20 protein-coding genes and 2 pseudogenes are annotated in these 20,087 nt (G+C 71.7%); 10 read left to right on the top strand and 12 right to left on the bottom strand.

From position 1 onward, the window contains the following. The first annotated feature begins 13 nt into the window (after window positions 1–13). Complete coding sequence (locus ACZ6R6_RS38415) at window positions 14–952, top strand: GlxA family transcriptional regulator (RefSeq protein ID WP_470101862.1); 939 nt, start codon at window positions 14–16, stop codon at window positions 950–952. A gap of 145 nt (window positions 953–1,097) precedes the next feature. On the opposite strand, the gene ACZ6R6_RS38410 is transcribed toward ACZ6R6_RS38415, so the two are convergent. The 6 genes and pseudogenes from ACZ6R6_RS38410 to ACZ6R6_RS38385 all read right to left on the bottom strand — a co-directional run. Next, the gene (locus ACZ6R6_RS38410) at window positions 1,098–2,054 is read right to left on the bottom strand and encodes an NAD-dependent epimerase/dehydratase family protein (protein ID WP_470101861.1); all 957 of its coding nucleotides are present in this window, start codon (window positions 2,052–2,054) and stop codon (window positions 1,098–1,100) included. Between the two features lie 146 nt (window positions 2,055–2,200). Then, entirely contained in the window at window positions 2,201–3,553 is a 1,353-nt protein-coding gene (locus tag ACZ6R6_RS38405) for a PepSY-associated TM helix domain-containing protein (RefSeq protein ID WP_470101860.1), read from the bottom strand. A 156-nt stretch (window positions 3,554–3,709) separates the two neighbouring features. Further along, window positions 3,710–4,255, bottom strand: a complete 546-nt coding sequence (locus tag ACZ6R6_RS38400) for a hypothetical protein (protein WP_470101910.1) — start codon at window positions 4,253–4,255, stop codon at window positions 3,710–3,712. Between the two features lie 74 nt (window positions 4,256–4,329). Next, a pseudogene (locus ACZ6R6_RS38395) lies at window positions 4,330–4,429 on the bottom strand (IS5/IS1182 family transposase); the annotation flags it as partial. A 161-nt stretch (window positions 4,430–4,590) separates the two neighbouring features. Beyond that, window positions 4,591–5,595: an FAD-dependent monooxygenase gene (locus tag ACZ6R6_RS38390; RefSeq protein ID WP_470101859.1), complete on the bottom strand. Its 1,005-nt coding sequence runs from the start codon at window positions 5,593–5,595 to the stop codon at window positions 4,591–4,593. Between the two features lie 40 nt (window positions 5,596–5,635). Beyond that, window positions 5,636–5,875: pseudogene (locus ACZ6R6_RS38385) on the bottom strand (CocE/NonD family hydrolase); the annotation flags it as partial. 263 nt (window positions 5,876–6,138) lie between these two features. On the opposite strand from ACZ6R6_RS38385, the gene ACZ6R6_RS38380 reads away from it, so the two are divergent. After that, window positions 6,139–6,597 (top strand): GbsR/MarR family transcriptional regulator, encoded by a 459-nt coding sequence (locus ACZ6R6_RS38380; RefSeq protein WP_470101858.1) that lies wholly within the window; start codon window positions 6,139–6,141, stop codon window positions 6,595–6,597. 100 nt (window positions 6,598–6,697) lie between these two features. Here the strand turns inward: ACZ6R6_RS38380 and ACZ6R6_RS38375 are convergent, their stop codons facing one another. Together ACZ6R6_RS38375 and ACZ6R6_RS38370 are read right to left on the bottom strand one after the other, a co-directional pair. Continuing rightward, entirely contained in the window at window positions 6,698–6,880 is a 183-nt protein-coding gene (locus ACZ6R6_RS38375; protein WP_470101857.1) for a hypothetical protein, read from the bottom strand. A 69-nt stretch (window positions 6,881–6,949) separates the two neighbouring features. Continuing rightward, a complete protein-coding gene (locus tag ACZ6R6_RS38370) occupies window positions 6,950–8,992 on the bottom strand; it encodes a serine hydrolase domain-containing protein (RefSeq protein WP_470101856.1) in 2,043 nt (680 codons plus the stop codon). A gap of 184 nt (window positions 8,993–9,176) precedes the next feature. Here ACZ6R6_RS38370 and ACZ6R6_RS38365 point away from each other — a divergent pair, with 184 nt between their 5' ends. Next, window positions 9,177–10,121, top strand: coding sequence for an aminoglycoside phosphotransferase family protein (locus tag ACZ6R6_RS38365; RefSeq protein WP_470101855.1), 945 nt, complete (start codon window positions 9,177–9,179; stop codon window positions 10,119–10,121). 98 nt (window positions 10,122–10,219) lie between these two features. After that, window positions 10,220–10,861 (top strand): hypothetical protein, encoded by a 642-nt coding sequence (locus ACZ6R6_RS38360; protein WP_470101854.1) that lies wholly within the window; start codon window positions 10,220–10,222, stop codon window positions 10,859–10,861. Here the strand turns inward: ACZ6R6_RS38360 and ACZ6R6_RS38355 are convergent. After that, on the bottom strand, window positions 10,795–11,175 hold the full coding sequence (locus ACZ6R6_RS38355) for a LysR family transcriptional regulator (protein WP_470101853.1): 381 nt from the start codon (window positions 11,173–11,175) through the stop codon (window positions 10,795–10,797). The genes ACZ6R6_RS38360 and ACZ6R6_RS38355 overlap by 67 nt on opposite strands. 116 nt (window positions 11,176–11,291) lie before the next feature. Between ACZ6R6_RS38355 and ACZ6R6_RS38350 the strand changes: the two genes are divergently transcribed. The 4 genes from ACZ6R6_RS38350 to ACZ6R6_RS38335 all read left to right on the top strand — a co-directional run bounded on the left by ACZ6R6_RS38350 (window position 11,292) and on the right by ACZ6R6_RS38335 (window position 13,989). Next, window positions 11,292–11,738 carry a carboxymuconolactone decarboxylase family protein gene (locus ACZ6R6_RS38350; RefSeq protein WP_470101852.1) on the top strand — a complete coding sequence of 149 codons (447 nt, stop codon included), beginning with the start codon at window positions 11,292–11,294 and terminating at the stop codon, window positions 11,736–11,738. A gap of 108 nt (window positions 11,739–11,846) precedes the next feature. Next, entirely contained in the window at window positions 11,847–13,232 is a 1,386-nt protein-coding gene (locus ACZ6R6_RS38345; RefSeq protein ID WP_470101851.1) for an MFS transporter, read from the top strand. 13 nt (window positions 13,233–13,245) lie between these two features. Next, window positions 13,246–13,722: a pyridoxamine 5'-phosphate oxidase family protein gene (locus ACZ6R6_RS38340; RefSeq protein ID WP_470101850.1), complete on the top strand. Its 477-nt coding sequence runs from the start codon at window positions 13,246–13,248 to the stop codon at window positions 13,720–13,722. Between the two features lie 90 nt (window positions 13,723–13,812). After that, window positions 13,813–13,989, top strand: a complete 177-nt coding sequence (locus ACZ6R6_RS38335) for a hypothetical protein (RefSeq protein WP_470101849.1) — start codon at window positions 13,813–13,815, stop codon at window positions 13,987–13,989. A 4-nt stretch (window positions 13,990–13,993) separates the two neighbouring features. Here ACZ6R6_RS38335 and ACZ6R6_RS38330 read toward each other — a convergent pair whose 3' ends face one another. Further along, complete coding sequence (locus tag ACZ6R6_RS38330) at window positions 13,994–14,719, bottom strand: alpha/beta fold hydrolase (protein ID WP_470101848.1); 726 nt, start codon at window positions 14,717–14,719, stop codon at window positions 13,994–13,996. 193 nt (window positions 14,720–14,912) lie between these two features. Between ACZ6R6_RS38330 and ACZ6R6_RS38325 the strand changes: the two genes are divergently transcribed. Together ACZ6R6_RS38325 and ACZ6R6_RS38320 are read left to right on the top strand one after the other, a co-directional pair. Then, entirely contained in the window at window positions 14,913–15,866 is a 954-nt protein-coding gene (locus ACZ6R6_RS38325; protein ID WP_470101847.1) for an alpha/beta hydrolase, read from the top strand. Window positions 15,867–15,951: 85 nt separating this feature from the next. Continuing rightward, a complete protein-coding gene (locus ACZ6R6_RS38320) occupies window positions 15,952–16,773 on the top strand; it encodes an alpha/beta hydrolase (protein ID WP_470101846.1) in 822 nt (273 codons plus the stop codon). Here the strand turns inward: ACZ6R6_RS38320 and ACZ6R6_RS38315 are convergent. Then, window positions 16,748–19,042: an ATP-binding protein gene (locus ACZ6R6_RS38315; RefSeq protein ID WP_470101845.1), complete on the bottom strand. Its 2,295-nt coding sequence runs from the start codon at window positions 19,040–19,042 to the stop codon at window positions 16,748–16,750. The genes ACZ6R6_RS38320 and ACZ6R6_RS38315 overlap by 26 nt on opposite strands. Before the next feature lie 116 nt (window positions 19,043–19,158). Further along, window positions 19,159–19,773: a TetR/AcrR family transcriptional regulator gene (locus tag ACZ6R6_RS38310; RefSeq protein WP_470101844.1), complete on the bottom strand. Its 615-nt coding sequence runs from the start codon at window positions 19,771–19,773 to the stop codon at window positions 19,159–19,161. Between the last annotated feature and the right edge of the window lie 314 nt (window positions 19,774–20,087).

The raw sequence follows: 20,087 nt of genomic DNA, 5'->3' as shown, positions 1-20,087 counted from the left end.
GTACATTCGTGCCGTGAAACACCGCGTGGTCACCCTGGTCAGCCCGCCCCAGGAGATGTATCCGGTGACCAGCGCCTCCGCCGTCTTCGGCTACCACGGCCCGGACATCCCCGGGCACTACGACTTCACGCTCTGCGCCGAGCGCCCGGGGCCCGTCCGGACGACCATGGGCGTCGACATGATCATCGAGCGTGGGCTGGAGGCCCTCGACGAGGCCGACACCCTCCTCGTCGCCGGCTGGTGCGCAGGCCCGGAGATCTCGCCCGAGCTCGGCGCGGCGGTCCTCGCGGCCCACGCCCGCGGCGTGCGGATCATGGCCATCTGCTCGGGGATCTACATTCCGGCGAGCCTCGGCCTCCTGGACGGCCGCGCCGCCGCCACCCACTGGGAGCTGACCGCCGATCTCGCCGCGCGCTTCCCCCGGATCCGGCCCGACGCGTCCGTCCTCTATGTGGATCACGGTGACGTGGCGACGGCCGGCGCCACGGCCACGACCGTCGACCTCTGCCTGAACCAGGTCCGGCGCGACCACGGCGCGGCCCTGGCGATGCGGATCGGCCGGCAGCTGTCGGCCGCACCGCACCGGGAGGGCGGCCAGCGGCAGTACCCCGAGCTGCCGACCGCCGGCCCGGTCCCCGACTCGCTGGCCCCGCTGCTCGACTGGATCACCGCCAACCTGGACCGGCCACTGACGGTCGAGGCCATGGCGGCCCGTTCCGGCCTTTCCCGCCGCACTCTCAGCCGTCACTTCACCGACCAGCTCGGTGTCTCTCCCGGCCGCTGGCTGCTCAACCGCCGCATAGCCAGCACCCGCGCCCTTCTCGAGGAGACCGATCTCCCCGTCGAGACGATCGCCCAGCGCGTCGGCCTGTCGTCGGCGGTGAACCTGCGCCGCCGCTTCCACGCCGCACTGAACACCACGCCCGCCGCCTACCGGCGCTCCTTCCGCTGATACGGCCGGATCCGGCCCCGGCCCCGGACCGGCCGGAGTCCCGGCCCGCCAGAACCCGGGACCGGCACCACACGCCGGCGAACGTGGATGTCAGTGCGATCCATCGCGAGCTGGTGTCGATGAGTTTCGACACCACCCCGCCGTGTCAGGCAAGCATTCGGAGAAGCTCGGCCTCTTCGGCGGCCGTGAGGCCGGAGCGGCTCACCGTGTGGCCGGACTCGCGCTGCCAGGCGAGCGTGTCGCGGGCCGTATCGGCGATCGGGCGGATGTGCAGGCCGGCGGCCAGCGTGGCGGAGGTATCGCGGGTCATGAAGCCGGCGTATTCGGGCAACGGCAGCCACATCGGCAGCGACCGCGGCCCCATCCACGGCTCCACCTTCTGCTCGACGAGGAACTCCTGGCCGGCCCAGACCAGCTCGGGCTCCACCCCCAGGCCCTCGGCGATCTCCGCCAGCAGCCTGCCCCTGCCGAAGGGCATGGAGACCGCGTCGTACGGCCCGGTGAGCCCCTTCTCCGCCGAGTCGAGCGTCCAGGCGGCCAGATCGCGCACGTCGACGAGCTGGACGAGCTCGTCGGGCGACCCGGGAGCCAGCACGGGCCCGCCACGCGCCAGCCGGTCGACCCAGTAGGTGAGCCGGTCGGACTGGTCCTCCGGACCCACGATCAGCCCGGCCCGCACGAGGAGCGCCCCGTCGCCGACGATCTGCTCGCACGCCACCTTGGCCGGCCCGTAGTTCTCCGGGTCGGCCTCGTCGGCATCGGCGGCCAGCGGCTCGTGCATGACCTGGTTGGCCTCGCCGAAGTCGGAGTAGACACTGCACGACGACACGAACGTCCAGTGACCGGCACGGCCAGCGAGCTCCGCGACGGCCCGCCGTACCGAGCTCGGATGCCTGGCGACGTCGATGACGAGATCGAACGATCCCTCCACCGGCGCCAGCCCGCCGTCCTCGCTCCGGTCGACCCGGACGAACTCGACATCCGGCGGCGGATCGCCCGCGAGCCCGCGCGCCGCGCACACCACCTTGTGCCCGCGATCGCGCGCCTGCCGCGCGATCTCCCTGGACAGGAACCTCGTACCACCCAGAACAAGTGTCCTCATCCCCCCATCCTGGCCCACCTGTCCCAAGTGAACTCCGTCCCTTCACTCCCAGCGCAAAACCGGTCCGGCCGCCCGCAGGCGGCCGGGTGCGCGGGAGACGGAGAGACGGCACCGGGCCGGCACGGGCGGTCGTGGCCGGTACGGGGTCAGCGGGCGGCCCTGATCCGGCCGAGCACGGCGTCGACGACCAGGAAGGCGAGCAGGGAGATCCCGAGCAGCGGGACGAAGACGCCCACCGCGACCGCCGCCGCTCCGACGGGCAGGAGTACGGCCGGCGGCACCGCGCGCCGGCCGCCGCGCCCGTAGGGAGCGGCGAAGCCCCGGGTCGGGCGGCGCTGCCACCACATCCGGTAGCCCCAGACGATCATGGAGATGAGCCCGAGGGCGAGCGCCATCAGCAGGATCTGGTTGGGCAGGCCGAACAGCACCCCCATGTGCCCGTCGATGCCCCAGCGGATCAGTTTGGCCACCAGCGGGAAGTCGTCGAAGCGCAGTTCGCCGACGACCTGGCCGGTCGCCGGGTCGATCGCGACCTGGTCGTTGCGCTGAGGCCACTCGCGGTCCATCTCCTTGACCGTGAAGGCCGCGCCGGGCTCGGCGGGCCAGGCGACCTCCAGCGGCCCGGAGAGCCCGGCGCCCTCCGCCGCCGCGACGATCCGGTCGGCGTCGGCCTCGGCCACGGGCCCGCCGCCGTGCCCGGCGTGGTCGGCGTGGTCACCGGCGGAGGCGGACAGGGACGGGGTCGTCCAGCCCAGCGCGTTCTGGAGCTTGTCGACGTTCGCGCCCGCGTACGCCGACCAGGTCAGCCCGGTGGCCGAGAGGAACAGCAGGCCGACGGTGATCCACAGGCCCACCGAGCCGTGCCACGACAGGGTCCGCCGCAGGCCCGTGGCCCCGCGGTCGGGCCGGAGCGCGCGGCGGCGGTGGCTCAGCCAGAGCACGACGCCGCCGAGCGCGACCACCCAGAGCCAGCTCGCGGCCAGCTCGCTGTAGAGGCGGCCGGGTCCGCCCAGGTGGAGGTGGCGGTGGAGAGTGGAGATCCAGGCGCGCACCGGGAGCGCACCCGAGCTGCCGTAGCTCTCCAGCGCACCCCGGACCTCGCCGGTGTGCGGGTCGACGAAGACCGCCAGCCGGGTGCTCTCCGGCAGGCCCGGCACGTCTAGCAGGACCCGGGTGGTCGCGCCGGGCTCGGCGGCGGGCCGTACGGCGCCGACCGTGCCCTCCGGGTGCGCGGCCCGGGCGGCGGCGATCTGCCGCACCAGCGGGAGCCGCTCCTGCCCGGCGGATGCGGGGGCCGCGGTGAGCTCGGCGGCGTGGACGACCTTCTCGATCTGGAAGGAGGCGGCGTACAGCAGGCCGGTCGCCGCGGCCACCAGGAGGAAGGGCGCGACGAGGACGCCCGCGTAGAAGTGCAGGCGCAGCAGCAGCGCGCGCAGCGCCGGCCAGGCGGGGGTCCGTTGTGGTCGGAGGGCGGACGGGGTCCGGACGTCGGACGTCATGAGAGTTCTCCGTTCGCAGGGGCGCGCGCGGAAGGCGCGTATCGCCCCCGGCAGGGGGTCCGTTCGGGTCGGAAAAGGCCGCGGCGGGCCGGCACGCGTTCGGCATGCGGGCCCGCTGCACGCGGGCGTGCGGCCATCCGGGCGCGGCGGCCCGGATCAGATGACGGAGAACTCCACCGGCGGCCCCCGCCGGGAGACGGCCGCGGCGAGCAGCCGGGTGACGGACGAGGCCCGGCTCTCCCCGGAGGGCTGCGGGACGAGGCGCCGTACGGCGGGCGCCGCCCAGCACACCAGCAGGGTGAGGACCGAGGCTGCGAGCAGGCGCAGCAGCGTGGCCAGGGCGGTCTCGCCGCGCTCCAGCCAGTAGGCCGACAGCAGCGCTGTCACGACGTGGGCCAGCAACATGGACACATCCGCGGCCAAGCCGCCGTGTCCGTGACCGGGAACCGGCGGCGGCTGCACCGCGGCCGCGGAGAACAGGTGGTGCAGGCCGTACTGGGCGGCGAAGGCCGCCGTGAGCAGGGCGCCCAGGCCCCGCTGCCGCCGGGCCAGCACAAAGGCCCCGCCCGCCACGAGCACCGCCGCCCCGGCGGGCGCCGCCGCGTCGACGGCGGCGCCTCCGGCCAGCACATGCATGCCCAGTGACATCGCCACGCACACGACCGCGAACGCGACGGCGCGTAGCAGGCGCAGAGCGGGCATGCCCCTCATGGTGACAGAGATCGCCGAGTATGCCGAGTCTGTTGATCCCTTGAAATCCGCATTGAACAAGCGATCTGTCCGATAGCTGCGGTCGGCTTGGGAGGAGTACGCCTTGTCGGCGGGCACCGCGCCCGGGCGGGTGCGCGGGCGACCGACGGGCAGGCGGACCTTGATATCTGATCTCAACTCCGTAGGGGCCCCGGCTCCGCGATCCCAAGATCGCGGGCCGGCCCGGCTTCCCGGCTCACCGATACTCGCATCCCACCAGGGGCGCGATCTTCCAGTTGCCTGGAATGTGACACCGGGCTGCCCGCCCGGCCAGGTGTGCCGCTACCTCAGCCCTTGATGAAGCGACGGGTCATGTACCGGCGCACAGGCGGTAGGGAGGCCAGCCGCAGCGGTAGCAGGCTCAGCCAGAGCAGCGCGGGGTTGGCTGGGGCGTAGACGCCTTTGACCCGGCGGCCGAGCTTCTGTTTGCGTTCGGCTTCGGGCCGGATGGCGGCCTCCCAAGCGCTCAGTGCGGCGGGGATGTCGCCGGGGTGGGCGGCCAGTTCGGTGCCGAGCCGGTCGGCGCCGCCAACGGCCAGCGCTGAGCCGTACCCGGCGAACAGGGTGACGCACCAGGCGGCATCGCCCAGCAGCACCACCCGGCCGCTGCTCCAGCACGGTGCCACGACCTGGCTGATGGTGTCGGAGTAGACCGAATCGGCCCGATGGAGCCCGGCGAGGGCTTCGGGGATGACCCAGCCGAGGTCGCCGTACACGCGTTCCAGTTGGGTGGTGACGTCCTCGTCCGGACGGGCGTGGTCGGCGCGGTAGCCGAAGAAGGCGACGTTGCGGCCGTCGCCGACGCTGATGACCGCCGCGGTACGGCCACGCGATGACAGGGTGCCGGTCGCGCCGGGTGCTATGGCCGTGGGCCGCCGGTCGAGCATGTAGACGGCGACCTTGTGCTCCAGGTCGAGCAGGAAGTCCTCCTCCGGGCCGAACAGCAGGGCGCGGGTGGCCGTGTGCCGCAGGAGCAGTTCCGGCGGCGCCCACACCAGTTCGGTGTCGAAGCCGGTGATTTTCAGCGCCGTGGTGAGCGGGCCGCCGAGGGTGATCGCGCCCGGCGGGCCGGTCGTGGCGAAGGCGCCGCTCAGGCCGCGTTCGGTCCCGCCGGTGCCGGGGTCGCGGCCGAAGCGCGGGTGGGCGCCGCTGGAGACCTGCAGCCGGATGCGGTGGGCCACCGGCCACAGGGCGATGCCGGCCACCCGGACGTCGCCCGCCCGGATTGCGCCGGGTTCTTGCAGCCGGACGATGCCGTCGCACATGTTGACCGATCGGCCGCGTGCGTCCACCTCTCACACCCGGGCGAAGTGGTCGACGTTCAAACCACGGCTGGGCGCGCAGCCAGCTCAGCGTGCCGTCGCCGTCGGCCGGGTCGATGACGAACCCGTCGGAGCGGCCACCGGACCCGGCCGTGCCGCGCAGGTTCTGGTACAGCACCCGGTAGCCGCGCTCGGCCAGCGGCGCCGGGAGCCGGTCCAGGGCGTTGTCGCGGCCGTACAGACTGCCCAGCAGCACGAGTGGCGGCCGCCGTTGACCCGCCGGGTAGTAGTGCGTGGCCAGCAGCCGCACACCGTCGGCGGTTGGGATCTCCACGTTCCGCCGGACGGGCACCCGGTGACGAAGGGCGGGGCGCACGCCGTACAGACGGCTGAGCAGGTCATGGCCGGTCAACTTCCTGTCGACGCTGATGAGATGTCACATCGCCGACCAGACTTCCCGGCACACCATCGAACCTCTCGCGAGAGGCCGATGCCAGCACCATTCCGACTTTTCAGAAATTTCTGAAGAGTCGGAATATTCGGTATTCTGTTTCTCCTCAAGGAGGCGGACACATGGATGACCGGTATGAGCAGTGGCAGGCGGCGGAACGGCTGGCCGTGACGCTGATCGAGGGCGGGCTGCAGCGCATGGCCGCGCGTACCCTGGCGGTCTTCCTGTTCACCGACCAGGACAGTGTCACCGCCGGTGAGATCGCGATGCGGCTGGAGGCCAGCGCAGGCTCGGTCTCGGGCGCGGTCAAATCCCTGCTGACAGTCGGGCTGATCGAACGCCTGCCATCGCCCGGTAGCCGCCGTGAGCACTACCGGCTCCGCGACGATGCCTGGGCCACCCTGTTCACCAGCCAGAACACCGTCATCCAGGCCATGCTCCAGGCCGCGGCCGCCGGGATCGCCGCCACCGATGAGGGCGATCCCGCCCGTCAGCGCCTGGCGCAGATGCACGCCTTCTACGAATTCCTGCTCGGCGAGCTCCCCGCCCTGCTGCACCGCTGGCACCAGCAGACCGGCTGACTTCAGCCCGAGAGTCGAGAAGCGGCAGCCGCGCTCAGCCTGCGGCGAGGAATTCGCGGATCTTCCGGATAATGCCGCCTGGCACCTGGCGGTGATCGCGTCAGCGGCCACCGCGTCCGGGGTCGGCCGGAAGCGGCGGGGTGACGCGTGCCCGGGCGGCCTCGGCCAGCGCGGGGTCGGTCAGGAAGCGGACGAAATAGGCGACGTACACCAGGTGCCGGTTGCGCCGCTCCTCGTCCAGCGGGAGCAGTTCCAGCAGTACTCCCCGCACGATCGCGTGCATGCCGGGCGCCTCGCCGTGCCGGCGAGCACGTCGAGTCCCGATGGCGTCCGTACGCGAGGACGCGCCTCATCAGAGGAGACAGAAGACGTTGTCGATGAACTCGTCGTCGAAGTTGACCGGGTTGGCTGATCCCTCCGAGTAGGCCCAGCTCAGGCTGCGCTGCCCGTTCTCCGAGTGCACCGACCACGTCCGGTAGCCCGGGATGCGGCCGTCGTGCCACCAGACATTCTTGCCGCAGCTCAGGGTGGTCCGGAAGATCCCCATTCCGGCCCATTTGGAGCCCTCGCCGGTGTAGACGAGGTTGCTCTTCATCTCGTTGAGCCAGCTCGTCCCGGTCACATACCCGACCAGCAGATACTTGTAGAAGAGGTTGAGTTCGGGGATGGTCGAGACCATCTGGCCGCCCGGCGCCCAGCGCGAGGCGTTCTGGCCGGTGGTCTCGACCCGGGTGGAGGTGTCGGGGTTCCACCAGTAACCGCGCAGCCGCACCGACGAGAGCGCGGTGTCGGTGGGGACGGCGGTGCCGGCCAGCCCGAACGGGCCGATCAGGTCACGGCTCATCTGGTCGGGGTAGGACCGGCCGGTGACCCGTTCGATGATCATGCCGATGACCAGGTAGTTGCTGTTGGAATAGGAGTAGCGGGAGCCCGGCGTGAACAGCCGTGCGTGCCGGTTGACGATGTCCAGCAACTGCTGGTTGGTGAACCCCTGCGTCATCGTCGTCCCGAAGCCGGGCAGGTCGTCGGTGAAGTTGTACAGCCCGCTGGTGTGCTGGAGGAGATTCCGCAGGGTGATCTGGTCGCCGCCGGTGACGCCGGGCAGGTACTGCGAGACGCGCGCGTCCGGCGAGACCATCCCGGCGGCGGCGAGCCGTAGCAGCTCGGCGGCGGCGAAGGTCTTCGAGACGCTCGCGATGCGTACCCGCGCGTCCATGCCGGAGACGTCGCCGTAGTGCGCCTGGAACTTGCCGAGCGTGCCGTCCGACAGTTCGGCGACCGCCGAGGCGCCGTTGAACCAGGCGGTGTGCAGCGTGGTGTTCTGCACCATGGCACGGGCCTGGTCGGCGCCGGTCATCTCCCGGGTCATGACGCCGACGAAGAGCGTCTGACCGTTCGCGACGTATCCCTGCGCGCTGATCAGCCGGGCGCCCTTGCGTAGTGTCTTGAGGTTGAGCTGATCGTGGCCGAGGTCGTACCACCAGCCCGGCGCCGGACCGGAGGTGTTGCGCAACATGATCGCGTTGAAGGTGCCGTCGGCATTGCGGCTGGCGTCCACCAGCCGCGCGCCGTTCTGCTCCGCCAGGTTGTTGACCTGGGCGTCGCTACCGCCCAGCCACCACCAGAAGTGCTGCGAGCTCCAGCCCGTCAGCAGCAGGTCGTACCAGCGGGCGCCGCCGCCGGCGTCGAACGGCCGCAGCTTGACGGGCCGGGCGCCGGTGGCCTGCTGCTGCGCGAGAACGAATGAGGTGTCGCCGTAGTACCACCACCAGGGCCGGGCGCCGTCACCGGTGTTGTCGACCAGCGCGACGGCGAACCGCCAGCCGTCCACGGTCCAGTAGCGGGCGACCGAGGCGGGCCGGGTGCCGGTGTAGTTCGCCAGGCCGACCACGCCCTGGTCGGTCAGCCCGTAGTAGAGCCCCCAGGACCGCACCCAGTAGGCGCCCGTGTTCTTGACGAGGGTGGCGGTGAAGGTGAGCTGGGTGCCGGGCTGGTGGGCGATGTCGCTGACCCGCGCGCCCTGGCTCTGCGCGTAGTCGTGGATCTGCTCGATCGTCCAGCCGTTGACGGTCCACCACTGCGTCGGCGCGGTGAGGTACTGGTCGTCCCCGTAGGACTCGTTGAACGCGGCGGCGGTGCCGGCCCTCGCGGTCGCCCGCGCCATGGCGCCCGTGCCGTCCGCGGTGCGCCGCGGCGCCTCCGTCGTGGTCTTCACCAGGTGCCCGCCCGACCGGGTCTCGCCGACGGCGGGGACCTTCGGCGTCGCCCCCGCCACCCGGCCGTCCTGCTGCCCGACGACGACGCCGGGCGGGGGTCCGGAGGCGGCCCGGACGGGCACCGCCGGCGCGAGCAGGAACAGGGGTATCACCAGCAGGGACAGCAGTCGTCGGCTCACAGGACGCACACCTCTCTCCGAGTGATAACTGACATGATCAACCAAAGCGGTCGCTTGTTCAATATCCGTCGGACGCCGGCCCCGCGGGCCGGGCGGATCACCGAAGTCGGCGCCGTGGCCCGCGGCCACCTCCCGCAGCCGAAAACACATTGCGGTAAAGGCCGGAACGCGCGACGATCCCGGCGTGAAGACGCACCCCGACCAGCTGACGGTGTCACCCGAGACGGTGCGCACATTGGTGGACGAGCAATATCCCGAGTGGCGGAACATGCCCATCACGGGCATCGCCGCCCGTGGGACGGTCAACGCCATCTTCCGCATCGGCGACGGCTTCACCGCCCGGTTCCCTCTGCAACCCCGGCACGTCGACTCGGCGCGGCGCTGGCTGGAGTCCGAGGCGGAGGCGGCGCGCGAGCTGGCGGGCCGCACGCGCTTTCCCACGCCCGAGCCGGTCGCGCTCGGTGAGCCCGGGGCGGGATACCCGCTTCCGTGGTCGGTGCAGACCTGGCTGCCCGGCGTCGTGGCCACCGACGAGGATCCGGGCGGATCGGTCGCGTTCGCCCACGACATGGCCGATCTCATCAACGACCTGCGTGCCGTCGACACGCGTGGCCGCACCTTCGCCGGCAAAGGCCGAGGCGGCGACCTTCGGTCTCACGACGCGTGGATGGAGACCTGTTTCAGGCACAGCGAACGACTTCTGGACGTCCGTCGGCTCCGCCGGATGTGGAAAGACCTTCGGGGCCTGCCGCGCCATGCGGCCGACGTGATGACCCACAGCGACCTCATCCCCGGCAACGTGCTCGTGTCCGCCGGCCGGCTGGCCGGGATCCTCGACGTCGGCGGCTTCGGGCCGGCCGATCCCGCTCTGGATCTCGTGAGCGCCTGGCATCTGCTCGAGGCCGGGCCGCGGCAGGTGCTCCGCCTGGATCTCGGGTGCGACGATCTTGAGTGGGAGCGAGGCAGAGCCTGGGCCTTCGTGCAGGCGATGGGGCTCGTCTGGTACTACCTCGAAACCGATCCGGCCATGAGCCGGATGGGCCGGCGCACGCTGGAGCGCATCCTGGCAGACGGCGCTCCAATGGGCCACAGCCTCCGTTGCGTCCCGGGCGCGCGCTGCCGATGGTGATCGCTACCTTGAGCGGTCCGAGTTCGGTCGGCGCGCGGGGCCCGGGCGGCCGCCGTGCTCGCGCGAACCTGACGGGCGTTCCGTCCATCTAACCCAGCATGATCATCATCCTCGCGGCCTCTCTCTGGTCCTCACCTCCCGCCCAGATCCCCAAGAACTTCCTTCTGAGCGAGAGGGCCGCCCGTACGCCCCTGTCGGAGATAGAGAAGGACGAGATCTGGTGGGAGATCAGCGACAGGCCGAACAGGCCCCTGGAGCTGAACCCCTGCGGGCGCAAGCACGCCACGACGGCAGACCGGGCGGCCGCGCGCACCATCGTCCGCACCGACAGCGCGCCGTCGTACTCCAGCGAACAACTCGTGATCTATCGGAACGCCGAGGCGGCCAGGACGGCCATGAGGAAGCTGTTCGCCGACGCCAAGCGGTGCGCGGCCGCGTCGTACGGCAAGCCGTACAGCTGGGCCGACGACGGGAGAACCCGGTGGGTGGTGAACCGTACGCGGCTCGCGGACGAGGCCGCGCTGATGCGCATCATGATGTACGACAGGCTCAACAAGGAATGGTCTCCCCTGCTGTCGGGCCTCGTGGCGCGCAAGGGGAGCGCGCTGATGATTTACTCCGGCGATTCGGACGCCCTCGGCCACCCGCAGAAACAAGCCGTCAAGACCCTGCGTCACACCGCCGCCGAAATGGCGGCGAAGGTATGCGCGCTGCCCGGAGTCTGCCGACCCGGGCGGTGAGCCATGACGGCTTCCGCGGCGGGCGGATCGCCGGACAGGACGCCGCCGATGCCGCGCGTGGCGTCGGCCGCTCTGGCGATCGCCTGGTGAATACCGCGGTGATGAGGTGTCAGGTCCTGGCGGAGCCGCCGTCCGACGGGCGTCAGCGTCACCCGGCGACCGGTCCGGTCGAACGGCGGGCCGCCGATGCGTCGTTCCAGGACTTTGATCATCTGGCTTACCCGCGCCCGTGACACGCGCAGCCGTTCCGCGGTGCGGCCGAAGTGCAACTCCTCGGCCGGCGTCAGGAACGCCTCAAGTCCCTGCCAGTACATCTCGCATGCTCACCTATCGGTAAGGCTGCCTTACCGATAGGTGAGGATTTCGCTGTTGTTCCAGGTCGCGGCGTGATCGATGCTTGACCAGTCAGCGGGAGTCAGAGGAGGGCTCGATGGACCACGAGCGGATCGCTCTGAGTGCCGTGTCGCCGCGCGCCGTCGAGATCATCGCCGAGCTCGACTGCGTGCTGCGGCGGGAGACGCTGGTCGACGACCGGCTGCGAGAGCTGGTGAAGATCCGCGTCTCCCAGATCAACGGGTGCGCGTACTTCCTCGGCAGGCGCTCCACGGAGCTCCTGCGCCTGGGCGACACCCAGGAGCGGCTCCACCAACTGGCGGGCTGGCGCGACTCCCGGCTGTTCTCCGCGACCGAACGGGCCACGCTGGCCCTGGCCGAGGCCATGACCCGGCTGCGGCCCGAAGGCGTGTCCGAGGAGGAGTACGGCGAGGCCGAGCGGCTGCTCGGACCCTACAACCTCGGCAACCTCATCATGACGATCTCCCTGTGCAACGCACTGGATCGCATGTGCCTGACGGCTCGGCTGCATCCCCCGAGCTGAACTTCCCCGGTGCTACCCCCTCGCGGCACGGATGCCGCGAGGCCGATCCGCGCTGCCCGGCTACGCGACAAGAACGGAATAAGAATGATGTTTCAACAGACCGACCGCATGAGCGGGCGAGCGTGGGGCATGCTGCTCGTCCTGTGCGGCGCCATCTTCCTGGAGGGGGTGGACGTCTCGATGATGGGTGTGGCCCTGCCGTCGATCCAGGCGGAGCTGGCCATGTCCACCGGTGAGCTGCAGTGGGTGGTCAGCGCCTACGTGCTCGGTTACGGCGGCTTCATGCTCATGGGCGGCCGGGCCGCCGACCTGCTCGGCCGCAGGCGCATGTTCCTGTTCTGGCTGGCGGTCTTCCTCGTCTTCTCCGGCCTGGGCGGACTGGCCGGCGAGGGCTGGATCCTGATCCTGTCCCGGCTGGTCAAGGGCATAGCCGCAGCGTTCCTCACCCCCGCGGGCCTGTCCATCATCACCACGAGCTTCCCTGAGGGCAAGCTGCGCAACAAGGCGCTTCTCGTCTATGCCGGCACGGCTGCCGCCGGGTTCTCCCTCGGGCTCGTCGTCGGCGGCCTGCTGACGACGATCAGCTGGCGGTGGGTGTTCTTCGCCCCGGTCCTGCTGACCGCGGCGATTCTCGCCGCCGCCGTCGCACTGGTGCCCAGGGACGAGCGGAGCGACCGTCCCGCCCAGGGCTTCGACTTCGCGGGCGCGATCAGCGTCACGGGCTCGGTGCTGCTGCTCGTCCTCGCCGTCGAGAGGGCAGCTCACGTGGGCTGGGCGCAGACGCTCCTGCTGCTGGCCGCGAGCCTGGCTCTGCTGGCCGCTTTCGTGGCCATCGAGCGGCGGTCGCGCTCCCCCCTGGTGCGCCTGGGCATCTTCCGGTCGGGAGCGCTGGTCCGCGCCAACCTGGGTGCGATCCTGTTCTCCGGCTCGTTCTTCGCCTTCCAGTTCATCGCCGTGCTCTACCTGCAGCAACTGCGCGGCTGGTCGCCGCTCGAGACCGGACTGGCCCTGCTGGCCATCGGCATCGACGCCGTCCTCGCACCGACGCTGACCCCCTGGCTGGTCAACCGCTTCGGCAACGTGCGGGTGATCTTCGGAGGCCTGCTGCTGGCCGTGCTGGCCTACGTGCTCTTCCAGCCGATCGGCCTGGACTGGACCTACGCGGCCATGTTCCCCACCATGATCCTGCTCGGGACGGCCTTCGCGCTGGTCTACGGGCCGCTCACCATCGCCGCCACCGACGGGATCGCCGAGGAGGAGCAGGGGCTCGCCGGTGGGCTGCTGAACACCTCCTTCCAGTTCGGCGCGGGACTGGGACTGGCAGTCGTGACCGCCGTCAGTCTCGCCGCGACCGGAGGCGACATCTCGCCGCAGGGCGTGCTCGACGGTTTCCACGTCGCACTGGTCGTGCCCGTCGTCGCCGCCGCCCTGGGCGCCCTCGTCATCGCCCCCGGGCTGCGCCGTAGCAGGACCCCGATCGAGCAGCACCTGTGAACCTGGAGACGCCATGACTGTGAAAGTGAAGTCCTTCGCCGAGATCGAGAGCGAGTTCAACGCCTTCGTCGGCGCCATCGTCTACGCCACGATGGTCACCGTGGACGCCGAGAACCGGCCCAGGACCAGGGTTCTGATCCCCGTCTGGGAGAACGTCGACGGCCGTCCGCTCGGCTGGCTCGCCACCTACAAGACGCCCGTCAAAGCGGCGCACATCGCCGGCAACCCGCACACCAGCTTCTCCTACTGGACCCAGGGCAACAACTCCGTCGCCGTCGACGCGGTCGCCGCATGGGTCGACGACCTGCCGGCCAGGAGCCACGTGTGGGACCTGTACAAGCGGACGAGCCCGCGCGGAGCCGGCTACGATCTGGGCAACTTCTGGCGCTCGCCGGCCGACCCCAAGCTCCACGTCCTGCGCCTGACACCCTGGCGCATCCAGGTCATCCGCGGCATGGACCTGCGTAGCAGGATCTGGCGGAGCGGCTGACCCCGGGGCCACGTCACCCGATGACCGGCTGGCAGGCCGCTCATCGGGTGACGTGCCGCACCGTGGGCGGGGCTCGGCCCCGGCGCCGGCGTGAACCCCGAGGAGAGCCTCCTGAACCTCGTCAACGCCGGGCTGACCGTCTACGGGGAGTTCCCGGCACTCGCCGGACGGGTCGATCCTCGCGATCCCGACGGGCCGGTGGAGTACCCGGTGACCGACAACGCCGAAGAAGTGATCCGGCAGTACCAACGCGGCGGCGCGCGGTGAGGCGTCAGGCCGAGGTGGCCCGGACCGCCTCACGGATCACGTCGGCGACCTCCTTCGGACGGGACACCGCGACCGCGTGCGAAGCGCCCGCGACCTCGACGCCGGCCGCCCCCGCCCGCTTGGCTCCGAACCGCTGGACCTCGGGGTTGATCGCCTGGTCGGCGTCGGCGATGACCGCCCACGAGGGCTTCGTCCGCCAGGCCGCCGTGCTCGCGGTCTCGGTGAACGCCCCGGCGGCCAGCGGCCGCTGCGCCACCGCCAGCACCCCGGTGACCTCGACGGGCACGTCGGCGGCGAAGACCCGGGGGAACGCCTCGGGGGCGATCGTGAACTCGACGGCGGGCTCGGCGCCCTCCACCGGGTACGTGGCCTGCCGCAGGCTGGCCCCCAGCGGCGGCTCGGGGAACCGTCCCTGCAGCTCGGCGAGGCTCTCGCCCTCTTCGAGGACGTAGGCGGCGACGTAGACGAGACCGACGACGTTCTCCGTCGCGCCGGCCACGGTGATGATCGCACCACCGTAGGAGTGGCCGACCAGCACGACAGGGCCGTCGATCTGGGCCGCCACGGAGGCGACGTACGCCGCGTCGGAGGCCAGGCCGCGCAGCGGGTTGGGCGGGGCCACCACGGGGACGCCGTGCTGCTGCAGTTCGGCGATGACGCCGGACCAGCTGGCCGCGTCGGCGAACGCGCCGTGCACGAGGACGGCTGTCGGGGTGGTGTTCTCCGTCATGGAAGCGCTCCTTGTCGGCAAGGTGTCAGTTGTTCAGCGGCGATCCAAACAGGCCACGACGGGGGAGAGCGAGGCGGAAGCGTACTTCTGCCTGTGCTTCTGCCTCGTCTTCTCCCGGCGCCGCTTGCTTGGATGTGAGGCGAACGGGAGCCCCCATGTGCCGGAGCCCCCGCCTTTCCCACTTGGAGCGATCATGAACAAGCCTGTCCTGGAACCTGCCGCGCAAGCTTTCGCCGAGGCCACGGCCCAGCCGCCGTTCCTCTTCCAGATCTCGCCGGACGAGGGCCGCAAGGCCGTGGACGACGTCCAGTCCGGTCCGATCGACAAGCCCGCCGTGGACGAGGAGTGGGTGACGATCACCGGTGGCCCCACCGGTGCGGTCAGGGCCCGCGTCGTCAGGCCCGCGGGCAGCACGGGCGACCTTCCCGTGATCATTTACATCCACGGCGCCGGCTGGGTCTTCGGCAACGCCCACACCCATGACCGGCTGGTGCGCGAGCTGGCGGTGGGCGCCGGCGCCGCCGTCGTCTTCCCCGAGTACGACCTGTCGCCCGAGCACCGCTACCCGGTGGCGATCGAGCAGAACTGGACGGTGGCCCGGTGGGTCGTCGCCGAGGGCGCGTCCAGGGGCCTGGACGCCACGCGCATCGCGGTGGCCGGCGACTCCGTCGGCGGCAACATGACCGCGGCGCTGACGCTGATGGCCAAGGAGCGAGGGGGAGTGCCGCTGCGGCAGCAGGTGCTGTTCTACCCGGTGACCGACGCGTCCTTCGACACCGGCTCCTACCAGCAGTTCGCCGAGGGCTACTTCCTGCGCCGGGACGGCATGCAGTGGTTCTGGGACCAGTACACCACCGACGAGGCCCAGCGGGCGGAGATCACCGCCTCCCCGCTGCGGGCCACCACCGAGCAGCTGACCGGGCTGCCCCCGGCGCTGGTCATCACCGCCGAGGCGGACGTGCTGCGCGACGAGGGCGAGGCGTACGCGAACAAGCTCCGCGCGGCCGGGGTGCCGGTGACCGCCGTGCGCCATCTGGGGATCATCCACGACTTCGTCATGCTCAACGCGCTGCGCGGGACCTACGCGGCCGAGTCGGCGATCGAGCTGGCCGTCGGCACGCTCCGCCGGGCCCTCGCCGAGAGCTGAGGCGCTCCCCCGGGGCCGTACGGGGGGCCGCTACCACGCCCGGCGGCCCTCGTACGGACCGACTCCCCGACTCCAGGACGGATCCATGTCATCCACCTCCGACCTCGCCCGGATACGCCACGCCAACGCCACCGGCCGGGTCCCGGTCGTCTTCATCCACGGCCTGTGGCTGCTGCCCACGAGCTGGGAGCGCTGGGCCCGGGTGTTCGACGAGGCGGGATTCGCTCCCGTCACTCCGGACTGGCCCGGCACACCGCCGGCCGGAGCCGCGGCCGGCAGGACGGCCGGCGAGGTGGCCGACCATTTCGCGGACCTGATCGGCGGGCTGGAGCGCAGGCCCGCCGTGGTCGGCCACTCCACCGGCGGCCTGCTCACACAGGTCCTCGCCGGGCGCGGCTTGGCCTGCGCCGGCGTGGCCATCGGCCCGGCCCCCTTCCGGGGTGCGCTGCCGCTGCCGATCTCCCCGCCGCGCGCCCCCGCCCGCGCGTCGGCCGATCCGGCCGCCGGCCGCGCCGCCGTCCCGCTCACCTACGACCAGTTCCGCCACTCCTTCGCCAACGCCGTCGGCGAGGAGGAGGCCGAGCGGTTGTACGAGACGTTCGCCGTCCCCACACCGGGCGTGCCGCCGCTCCAGGCGTCCGCCGCGGCCTTCGACCCGTGGAGCGAGCCGGAGGTCGACGGCACCGCGGAGGATCGGGGCCCGCTGCTGCTCATCTCCGGCGAGATGGACTCCACCGTCCCATGGGCCGTCGTCCACGCCTCCTACCGGAACCAGGTCCGCAACGAGCACCACCTGACCGAGATCATCGAGATGCCCGGCCGCGGGCACTCGCTGACCGTCGACAGCGGCTGGCGCGAAGTCTGCGGCACCGCCCTGACGTTCATCCAGCGCTTCGTGGACCCGTGACAGGATCCGCCTGCGCGACCTGGTCGAGCTCCTTGAGCACCTGGGCCGCCCGGTCGGTGTCACCGGTGGCCTCATACAGCTCCACGGCCTCCCGGAACGCCTCGCGGGCCTGCTCCACCTCCTCCAGCTGGACCAGCGCCTTGCCCAGGTTGGTCAACGACAGCGCCAAGGCCCGGGTGATCGGGCGCCTGCGCAACTCCCGCAACGCCTGGCGGTAATGGTCGGCGGCCTCCCGCCAGCGTCCGAGGGCGAGGTAGCCCTCACCCACCAGGTCCAGCGCCGTGCCGACGGCGTGGTTGACGATGGCCGGCGAGCCGCCGAAGGCGGGATCGCGCAGCCGCTCCACCAGGGCCAGGTTGTGCTGCACGGACTCCTCCACCCGGCCGATCCGGCGCAGGCAGTTTCCCATACTGACGACGGCCTGGGCGTAGCCCTCGGTGTCCCCGGCCTCCTGGAAGCACTCCGCCGCCTGCCGCGTGTAGCTCAGCGCGGTCTCCTTGCTCGGATGGTCGTCACGAGCCCACAGCGCCCAGGTGGCGTAGGTCAGCGCCCAGCCCTGCTGACGCACGTCGCCGATGTCGCGGGCCAGCTCCAGCGCGCGCAGGGCGGTCGCCTCCGCCTCGTCGTAGCGGGCCTGGCAGTAGGTCTGCGCCCAGGACAGGTAATTGAGATGCGTCGCCTCCTGCCCGCGCTCGCCCATGGCGCGGGCGGCCCCGGCGGACAGGCCGAACACCTCGGGCCAGTGCCCCCAGTGCATCCACAGGTCCGAGAACCAGTGCATGGCCTCGGCCACCTCGACGACGCGCGCGTGCTCGCCGACGCGGGCCGCCTGTCTCAACGCCGCCAGCCACGCCTCGCCCTCCGACTGGAGCCACTCGTGCGCCTGCTGCGAGCTGTTCAGCTCGACGGGGGAGCTCCAGTCCGGCGGCGGGGCGCCGTAGTCCGGCTCGAACCAGCGTCCGGCGACCGTGGCGACCTTCAGCAGCCAGTCGTCCATACGCCGCCGCGCCTGCCGCTGGGCCACGATGGACTCCTCCTCCGACAGCCGGGCGCGGGCGAACAGCCGCACCAGGTCGTGGAAGCGGTAGCGGTCCGCGTACGGCGACTGCAGCAGACCGAGGTCGACCAGCTCCTCCAGCGCATCCTCGGCCTCGGCCGGGTCGAGCTCGGCCAGGACCGCCGTCATCGGCGCCCCGAAGTCCGGCGCCGCGGCCAGCGCCAGGCGCCGGAAGCTCTGCCGGGCCGGCGGGGAGAGCTGCCGGTACGACAGCGCGAAGGCGGCGGCCACCGACAGGTCTCCCGCGGCCAGGGATTCCACCCGCCGCCCCTCGTCGCCGAGGCGCGCGGCCAGCTGCCCGACCGTCCAGCCGGGCCTGCTCTGCAACCGGTTCCCGGCGATGCGCAGCGCCAGCGGCAAGTTTCCGCACAGGCTCGCCACCTGCGCCACCCCGTCCGGATCGGCCCCGGCGCGCTCCGCGCCCACGATCGCGCGCAGCAGCGCGGCCGCCTCGCCGGCGGCCAGGTGCGCCAGCGGGACCTGGTGCACGCCTTCCAGTCCGGCCAGCGGCCGGCGGCTGGTGACCAGTGTCATCACCGGACCGTCCGAGGGCAACAGCGGACGCACCTGGCCTTCGTGCGCCGCGTTGTCCAGGATGATCAGGCATCGCCGTCCGCGGAGCAGGGCCCGGTAATGGCCCGCGCGGTCCTCCTCGTCGGCGGGGATGCGCCGCTCGGCCACCCCCAGGGCCTTGAGCAGCCGGGACAGCGCCGTCCCCGGGTCCAGCGGGACCGGATCCATGCCGCGCAGGTCCAGATAGAAGCGGCCGTCGGGGAACAGGTCGGCCAGCTGCCCGGCGGCCCGCACGGCCAGCGCCGTCTTGCCGATGCCGGCGGCGCCGGAGACGGCGGCCACGACGGAGGCCCTCTCGTCCCCCGTGCGAGCCGCCAGTTCGCGCAGCGCGCGCAGCTCCCGTGCCCGTCCGGTGAAGTCGCCCACTCCGCGGGGCAGCTCGCACGCGCCCGGCGCGAGGGCCTCCTGGCGCGGTCGTCCCGCCCGTGCCGCCTCCGACAGCGCCCCCCGCTGCGCGTCGTCGAGCCCCAGCCCTTCGGCCAGCGCCTCCACGGTGCGCCGTTGCGGACCGCGGCTGGTCCCGCGCTCCATGTCGCCGATGGCCCGTACGCTGACGCCCGACGCGTGGGAGAGCTCCTCGATCGTCAGCTCGGCGGCGTGTCGCAAGCTCCGTAGCAACCTGCCGAACGACTCCGCCACCCGTCCCCCTCACGATTACCTTCGGCGAAGCACCACAAACGCCGCATATCCACCCTATCCGCCCATTGAGGGCGGATGTTCTGCCGCACGGGCCCGCAGCCGGGCCCGTGTCGACGTCACTGGTCCTGCGGGCCTCTGGGCGGTGCGGCGGGAACGACGCAGGACAGGGCGCGGCGCAGGATGGCGGCGAAGGGTTCGGCGGCGCCGGGCGCGAGCCAGTGCCGCCCCGCCACCCGGACGGCGCCGGTGACCGCGGCGGCCGTGACGGAGGGGAACAGATCGCGGCCGGCGTCGGTGCCGGTGCGTGCCGCGATCGCCTCGGCGAGCGGGCCCTCCGCCATGGTGAACGCCTTCAGCGCCTCGCCCTCCAGCTCGGGCGTCGACATGATCATGCGCAGGCCCGCCTTGTCGGGCTCGGGGTCGGTGTAGAGCTCGATCACGGCCGCGATGACGGCCTGGTCGAGCGGCTCGTCGGCGGGCCGGGAACGCAACGCCTCCCCGGCGCGCCTGGACTGGTCGGCCTGGAAGGCGCAGATCGCCTCCTCCCGGCTGGAGAAGTAGTTGTTGTAGGTGCGGGGTGACACTCCCGCGGCCGTGGCGATGTCGTGGACGCGGACGCGGACCAGCCCGTTGGGGCCCTGCTCGATGGCCAGGCGCAGCGCGGCGTGGCTGATCGCCTCCCGGGTGGCCCGTCTGTTGCGCGTCCGGAGGTCCATGGCGTCGTCGTTCATGGGACGACTCTACCCGATACTGCGCGCCGCGCACTGTATGCGTGTCACGCAAGTTGTGGGTAGAGTGCGACGGGATGCCTGGCACTCACACCTGGAGAGTGCCAACAACAGGGCGTGTGCCGGGACGGTGAGCTCCGCCGGCAGGCCTGCCGGCGGACCGTCCGTCGCGGGCGCCGTCCCGGCCGGCCCCCATCAAGAACAGGAGCGGGAATGGCTTCGAAGATGATCGCGTTTGACGAGGACGCCCGGCGCGGTCTCGAGCGCGGTATGAACCAGCTCGCGGACGCCGTCAAGGTGACCCTCGGCCCCAAGGG

Source organism: Streptosporangium sp. NPDC048886, from assembly GCF_055586905.1.
This window is presented reverse-complemented; position numbering and strand designations above follow the sequence as displayed.